At 35.7% G+C, this 5,800-nt stretch carries 8 protein-coding genes and 2 pseudogenes; 7 read left to right on the plus strand and 3 right to left on the minus strand.

Annotation, left to right across the window (positions count from 1 at the left end; all coding sequences use genetic code 11):
- Positions 1-48: 48 nt before the first annotated feature.
- The 6 genes and pseudogenes from WIW52_RS04875 to WIW52_RS11270 form a co-directional block, all read left to right on the plus strand.
- Positions 49-222 carry a hypothetical protein gene (locus WIW52_RS04875; protein ID WP_337708985.1) on the plus strand — a complete coding sequence of 58 codons (174 nt, stop codon included), beginning with the start codon at positions 49-51 and terminating at the stop codon, positions 220-222.
- Between the two features lie 242 nt (positions 223-464).
- Complete coding sequence (locus WIW52_RS04880; RefSeq protein WP_337701298.1) at positions 465-1,004, plus strand: hypothetical protein; 540 nt, start codon at positions 465-467, stop codon at positions 1,002-1,004.
- A gap of 79 nt (positions 1,005-1,083) precedes the next feature.
- A complete protein-coding gene (locus tag WIW52_RS04885) occupies positions 1,084-1,803 on the plus strand; it encodes a hypothetical protein (protein ID WP_337708987.1) in 720 nt (239 codons plus the stop codon).
- A gap of 91 nt (positions 1,804-1,894) precedes the next feature.
- Positions 1,895-2,155 (plus strand): hypothetical protein, encoded by a 261-nt coding sequence (locus tag WIW52_RS04890; RefSeq protein WP_337701293.1) that lies wholly within the window; start codon positions 1,895-1,897, stop codon positions 2,153-2,155.
- Positions 2,146-2,571, plus strand: a complete 426-nt coding sequence (locus tag WIW52_RS04895) for a type II toxin-antitoxin system VapC family toxin (RefSeq protein WP_337701291.1) — start codon at positions 2,146-2,148, stop codon at positions 2,569-2,571. Before WIW52_RS04890 ends, WIW52_RS04895 begins: the two co-directional genes overlap by 10 nt.
- A gap of 413 nt (positions 2,572-2,984) precedes the next feature.
- Positions 2,985-3,109, plus strand: a pseudogene (locus tag WIW52_RS11270) (IS200/IS605 family accessory protein TnpB-related protein); the annotation flags it as partial.
- A gap of 121 nt (positions 3,110-3,230) precedes the next feature.
- On the opposite strand, the gene WIW52_RS04900 reads toward WIW52_RS11270, so the two are convergent.
- Together WIW52_RS04900 and WIW52_RS04905 are read right to left on the minus strand one after the other, a co-directional pair.
- The gene (locus WIW52_RS04900; protein ID WP_337708988.1) at positions 3,231-3,620 is read right to left on the minus strand and encodes a type II toxin-antitoxin system VapC family toxin; all 390 of its coding nucleotides are present in this window, start codon (positions 3,618-3,620) and stop codon (positions 3,231-3,233) included.
- Positions 3,617-3,844 carry an AbrB/MazE/SpoVT family DNA-binding domain-containing protein gene (locus WIW52_RS04905; RefSeq protein WP_337701289.1) on the minus strand — a complete coding sequence of 76 codons (228 nt, stop codon included), beginning with the start codon at positions 3,842-3,844 and terminating at the stop codon, positions 3,617-3,619. Before WIW52_RS04905 ends, WIW52_RS04900 begins: the two co-directional genes overlap by 4 nt.
- A 577-nt stretch (positions 3,845-4,421) precedes the next feature.
- On the opposite strand from WIW52_RS04905, the gene WIW52_RS04910 reads away from it, so the two are divergent.
- Complete coding sequence (locus WIW52_RS04910; protein WP_337708989.1) at positions 4,422-5,435, plus strand: DUF973 family protein; 1,014 nt, start codon at positions 4,422-4,424, stop codon at positions 5,433-5,435.
- A 44-nt stretch (positions 5,436-5,479) separates the two neighbouring features.
- Here WIW52_RS04910 and WIW52_RS04915 read toward each other — a convergent pair.
- A pseudogene (locus WIW52_RS04915) lies at positions 5,480-5,800 on the minus strand (hypothetical protein); the annotation flags it as partial.

Here is a 5,800-nt window from a genome sequence, read left to right on the forward strand (position 1 = left end):
CTCCGCTACGGGAAAAAATTTATATGGTGACCTTTAGAGCCATTCTACATGGATGACGAGAAGGAGGTATTTAGTAGAGATTTGCGTGAAATATACGGCGGACGACCTGCTTATGGTTACGTAATTATGATAATGATTACAACGTTAGTGTTGTTATACGTAATTGTACTCGTTGTAGAATTTCTCTTTCTTTTCCGCACAGAATTGTATTATTCGTGTTAGTAATTTCGAATATGGAATCGTTGAAACTATCAGACCTACATGGAGGGGTTGTGTTACACATCTGACTTAATAATACTCTTTTGTCTTGTTCAATTTTCTTACCTTAATTGTTCACGCCCCGTCTGATGCAATGTGTTCTCGAACGTAAAAGATATATCTAGCTTAGTTAATAAAAATATACTATGGGTAATACCAGTAATGTAGAGAGTAAAATTATCTATTTATTGAAACTCTATAGGTCAATGAGGTTCAACGAACTATTACGCTATTTTGACCAGAAAAGTAGGGTAATCAAAGCCCTCAATTTACTTCAAGAATTAAAGGTAGTGTACAAGTTAGGTGAATACTACACACTGGGTAAAACTGGTGCATTAATGACAGAAGTATTAGCCACTTTTTCAAAGGATTCAGCGGAAATTAGCGGTAGTTTTATTAAGATAAACGACGTGAAGGAACTTAGTTTTGAGGTTTATCACGATTACAGTATTTGGGAATTAAAAGGGCTTGAAATTAAAGACGATAAATTCAAGGCTATTTTAGGGAGGGATAAAAGGAGGATTTCCATAAAGATAACTTCTGTTATGCTCCCTTATCCGGCTTTAAAATTAAAAATCGTCCCGAACTTTACTCCGGGTTGTAAGGGAGAGGCGACAGCTTCAGTATTTCCGCTAGGGTATAAATTAATTTTTACAGATGTTTGTGAGTGGGAAGGGGTAAAGGCAGGGATCTATTATTACTGCCTAGATAAATCAAACCCGCTCATAGCACTCCCTAAAGAGTAAAGTGAAACACTGGTAATAAAAAGTTTAAAGAGCTGGTCTCGTCGGTAAACCTTATATGTTTTCATGATAAGGTAATCCAGTGGATATAGCAGATAAGGTGCTTCCTTACTTAAGGAACAAGAGTGATTTACCAAAAGTGATGGATCATATCAATAGTAGAACTACTGTCGTAAACATGAGGCTAAAAAACGTGAATAAAATTGCTCATTATCCTGACGGATATACTGAAATTACTTCTAAATGGGTCGCATTAACTCTTAAAGACACTGATTCCGCACAGCCCTCCATGACAATTACTGTTCCAGCGAGAGAGGTTAACATATTAGATTATTCCTTAGAGGTTAAGATTGATAAAAAGAAGATTAATGTAACACCCAGTATAAACGTTTTTTCAAACAAGAAAGGCTATGTAACGATCTTCATTAAGTCGTCCCCTTTCTCCAAAAAGAGAGGAGATATAAATGAAGTCTCAGTAAAATTATCCTTATTTAATCCCATATTTACACCAAATAACCTTAAGGAGTTCCTGCGAGAGGTTGACGGGAAAGATTTTATAATCGATGCTGTAACCGTAACAGATGTATTTTGGGTGATTAGTGAAAGTTATATAACGTGTTATAAGGGATTCAACTTCAGAGGGGGGTTTTACTTTGAGGTACCATTAGAAACTGACTTGAATAAACTATCTATAAACCAGTTGGAGACGTATAGGAAGGGAGAAATTAATAACGCTGAATGTTACAGCCTAGAGCTCTACTTACCGGAAATGAAAATTTACGGTTATGTTTTACTCCTTTGAATAAAACGCTCTTTTCAATATGTATAAATTGCTGGGAATACATGTCTTACAGATTCGTAAATCTTATAATTTACGCCGGGAATCAATAATTATGCCAACAATAAGTATAAGGATTGACGAAATGTTAAAGAAGAAGATGGACGAGCTAAGCTACATAAACTGGAGCGAAGTAATAAGGAGAAAAATAGAGGAAGTAGTCGAGGAAGAAGAAAGAAAAAGGATGGAAAAGAAAAAGAAGGACCTAAAAAGGATTGTTGATGCCTCATTGAGGTCTTATGAGTTCTTCCTTAATTACGGGGGTAAAAGGTCTGAAGAGACGATTAGGGAATGGCGTGACAAGAATTGGCAGTAGTTGACGCTTCAGTCGTTATAAAATGGTTTGCCAATGAGCAAAACAGTGAAGAAGCTTTATTGCTCAAAGAGGCTTACGCAAAAGGTTTAGAAGATTTATTCGCTCCATGTATTTTACCATTCGAGGTATTGAATGGGCTAAAGTACACATACAACTTGGGCGAGAGGGAACTTAAAGAAGTAAGTAAAATACTCTCTGACTTCCAGATAACACTTTACGATATCGAAAGTATGCGAGATGAAGTTGTGGCCATTTCTCAAACTTACGGTATTTCAATCTACGATTCAGCTTACGTAGCTTTAGGTAAGGTGTTAGGAGATAAAGTTTATACAGCTGACGAGAAACTACTGAGGAAAGTCAGGGAATTACCTTTTGTACTTCACATAAGGGATTTCAAGATACCAGAGAAATCGTAGTTCGGGTTGTTAAGCATTCGCTGAAATATATCCAATTCTCTAAATTCACTGCGATAGCGAATGTATTCATTTATTAGTATGCTAGCTTGATTTTGACATAGTTTTTGAGTTTCGTCATCAAAATAATTTTGTTTTTAAACCCTTACAGAGGATTTTCCGAAGGATATTTTGATTAGTTCTCATAACAAACTGATGACAATATGCAATAGGAGAGGTGAGGAGACGATATAACTGAAGAGTATACAGTTATATTCACTTTGGTTCTCGACAGCGAGAATAAACACTTTAATATTAACGTCTAGAGTGTATTAAACAATTTCATTCACCTTGATGTAGGAGATAAGGTGAACAACGACTTAACCCATCTCAGTATTGAAGCATTTCTGGCGTTGTGTGGGAGGTGCTCGGACTGCAAAAATTCTAAGCTTAGGCATAGGATTCATCGATTGAGTGTTATTAAATTCGTGAAAATGTTGAAACACAACCAATTGAAGTTCTTGAGGTTTCAGATGCTTATACTTCCTCCATTAATCCCTTTAAAAGGTGAGAGGTTTCAATCTTCATTAGTAAACATTAGGTTAAATCTAGTTTATTAGATTCATGGAAGAATAAGCTCTCTTCCCGTTAGCTGATTTTGACTTAAGGATAGCTATACTCTTCTACGAATCTAATGTGAAATTACAAGGATCTATTCTTACCTTGAAGCCTTTATCTGCTGATATTATCTTAGCATTGCATTTCTTTGAAACTATGTAATGTAATGAATCATAAGGTGATAGTGAGAGATCTTTTGTAACTTCTACTATATCCTCTTGCTTAAAATCTACAATCCTAATTGGTAGCGGTAGTATGGCTAAAATCTCATCTTCAATGTCCTTAACACCTAATTTCCTTAACGCGTTAACTACCTCTAATAGAATTATATTGTCTATGATTGCCTCGATTTTCTTTTCGTAAATTTTCTTTATTATATCCTGACAACACTTACCATATTTTTTATCATTTATTTTAGCGTAAACGAAGACGTTACTATCTACAAAATAATTCATTCTTCACCTAACTCATCAACTTTCTCTGGTGGAATTTCTTCCTTTATTTCTTCCTTACCAATAAGAACTTCTAACGGATTCTTAACTTTTTTCACCTTCCTTCGAAGTAGAATCTCATTATCATTTAGCGCTATAACCTCAAACTCTTCATTAGGCTTCAAATTAATCTTCTCCCTAACCTCTTTCGGTATAGTCACTTGGAATTTATCAGTTACCTTTACCATAATTGAGTATACGTATACGTAATATTAAAATTTTTATAAATTGTAATTTCTTAACTCACTGATCTAACATAATTTGAAAATATATTTAATGCTCACTCGTTAGATAATCCCATGGAGGGAAGATAACGATTGTCCCTCTATACTCCGTTAATACAGATGAAAAGAGATATTACCAAAAATATTTTAAAAAAACTTGTATTTTAAAGTAGAAGTTATACATCTCTTCCACGAGGTATGGCATCCCAAACCCTCATTTTTGTAATAAAACGATAAGGAAGGGCTTTCAACTTAACCAATCTAAAAAGGTCTGTATTTACTAGAACTATTTGAACTAAATTGACTTTTATTTTTGAAAATATGTTAGTAACTAGACTATAATATGAAAAACAAACAACAATAGAAAGATCATTAAACCACTCTTTGCGCAAATTTAAACTCTCAGAGAGGAAGATGTTTGTGTATGTTTGAATCGAATTTATTATCATCTCTCAGACTTCCATAAGGAGGTAGAGAAAAAATAAAAATCATCATTAATGTTATGAATTAATTTATTAGTTTAGAACGAGAAGTTTAGACAATGAGTTACAACCCTGAACTACCAGGACTGGAAAAGTTGAAAAAAGGGTCACTTTATTACATCTTCTCCGCGTTTCTATCAGCAATTTTCATAGTGTTAATCATTGTGGCTATATTCATAGGGGAGACTTTCGGGACTACCACTGTTACATTGTCTAATGTTACATTGTCTAACTCTACCTCAGTTCCGACGAATTCTTCCAATTTAGCTTCACTTTCCTTATTCAGTATAGCCGGAATTCTCTTCATAGTAGCACTGATAATCGAAATTTTGGGTATAATTAATTTGAGGTCAGGTTTTTCTTTACTTTCTGGTATAATTCAAGATATAAGTGTGGGTAAGACTGGGACTACTTTGTGGATAATTACAGCACTATTATCTTTCTTATTACCAGTGTTATTAGTAGCCATCGGTATAGGAATCTCATTCAGCACCGGTTCTACTTTATCTGGTATAGTAGGCGCGACATTTCTCGTCTACGTAATAGACGGCGTGATCTTCGTACTAGGGATAATAGCTAACATCTTGGTCGGTATAGCTTTTTATAAGCTCGGAAGCGTATATAGTTCATCTACAGTCAAGGTCGGAGGGGTCCTTATAGCAACATCAATCTTAGCATTCATAGGGTTTATACTGACTTACATCGGACTAGGAGAGGTAATAAGAAGAGTTAAAGGCGGGATGAGCGTTACGCAAAGCTGGAGTAATCCACTTACCAATATCCCAATAGCAATTTACCAGACACAGCCTTACGGTACCATAAGCCCCAACGGTATTCTCACATTTCAAGTGTATTCCACTGCCCCAGCTACACTACTTTCAGCCACTATTGAGGGCTTGAACTTCAGTACAAGCACGTTTAACCCTCAGTTTGTTCCAGCAAACCAAAACACTAACGTAATGGCTTACTTTAACCCGTTACCTATAACTCAAGGTGCTATGTACAGAATAGTTATTACAGCATCTGTAAACGGGACGATAATGAGATTTGTAGTTAACGCTTTGGGAACTTGATATGCAATAAGCCCTTATTTATCACTTCTTTTTTCTCACTTCTCTTATTCCATACCCTGAACTATCGCTATGGCCCTCACGGGAGAACCGTCAACCCCTACAATATTTAAAGGTAAAGCTTGGAAGTATACAAAAGCCCCTACCAACTTTTCTAACGCCTGAGATAGGTTTTCAACAACGAGTACTTCATTGCGTAATAGGAGATTGTGCACATCAGTGTTTCCAACGCTGGGTGAGTCGATTCCCACCATTTTATATCCCTTTTTCACGATCTTCTCCGCGTCCTTTAAGGATAGTGTGATATAACCATCTTCCATTTTCCAACCTTTCCTCCACTTTTTGCTAGTCCCGGTGTAGACTAGTAG

It is taken from the genome of Stygiolobus sp. RP850M (assembly GCF_037389295.1).
GTDB lineage: Archaea > Thermoproteota > Thermoprotei_A > Sulfolobales > Sulfolobaceae > Stygiolobus.

Coding starts and splice junctions, on each gene's coding strand:
- WIW52_RS04880 (WP_337701298.1), top strand. CDS start 465: ATGAGGTTCAACGAACTATTACGCTATTTTGACCAGAAAAGTAGGGTA.
- WIW52_RS04910 (WP_337708989.1), top strand. CDS start 4,422: ATGAGTTACAACCCTGAACTACCAGGACTGGAAAAGTTGAAAAAAGGG.
- WIW52_RS04875 (WP_337708985.1), top strand. CDS start 49: ATGGATGACGAGAAGGAGGTATTTAGTAGAGATTTGCGTGAAATATAC.
- WIW52_RS04890 (WP_337701293.1), top strand. CDS start 1,895: ATGCCAACAATAAGTATAAGGATTGACGAAATGTTAAAGAAGAAGATG.
- WIW52_RS04900 (WP_337708988.1), bottom strand. CDS start 3,620: ATGAATTATTTTGTAGATAGTAACGTCTTCGTTTACGCTAAAATAAAT.
- WIW52_RS04905 (WP_337701289.1), bottom strand. CDS start 3,844: ATGGTAAAGGTAACTGATAAATTCCAAGTGACTATACCGAAAGAGGTT.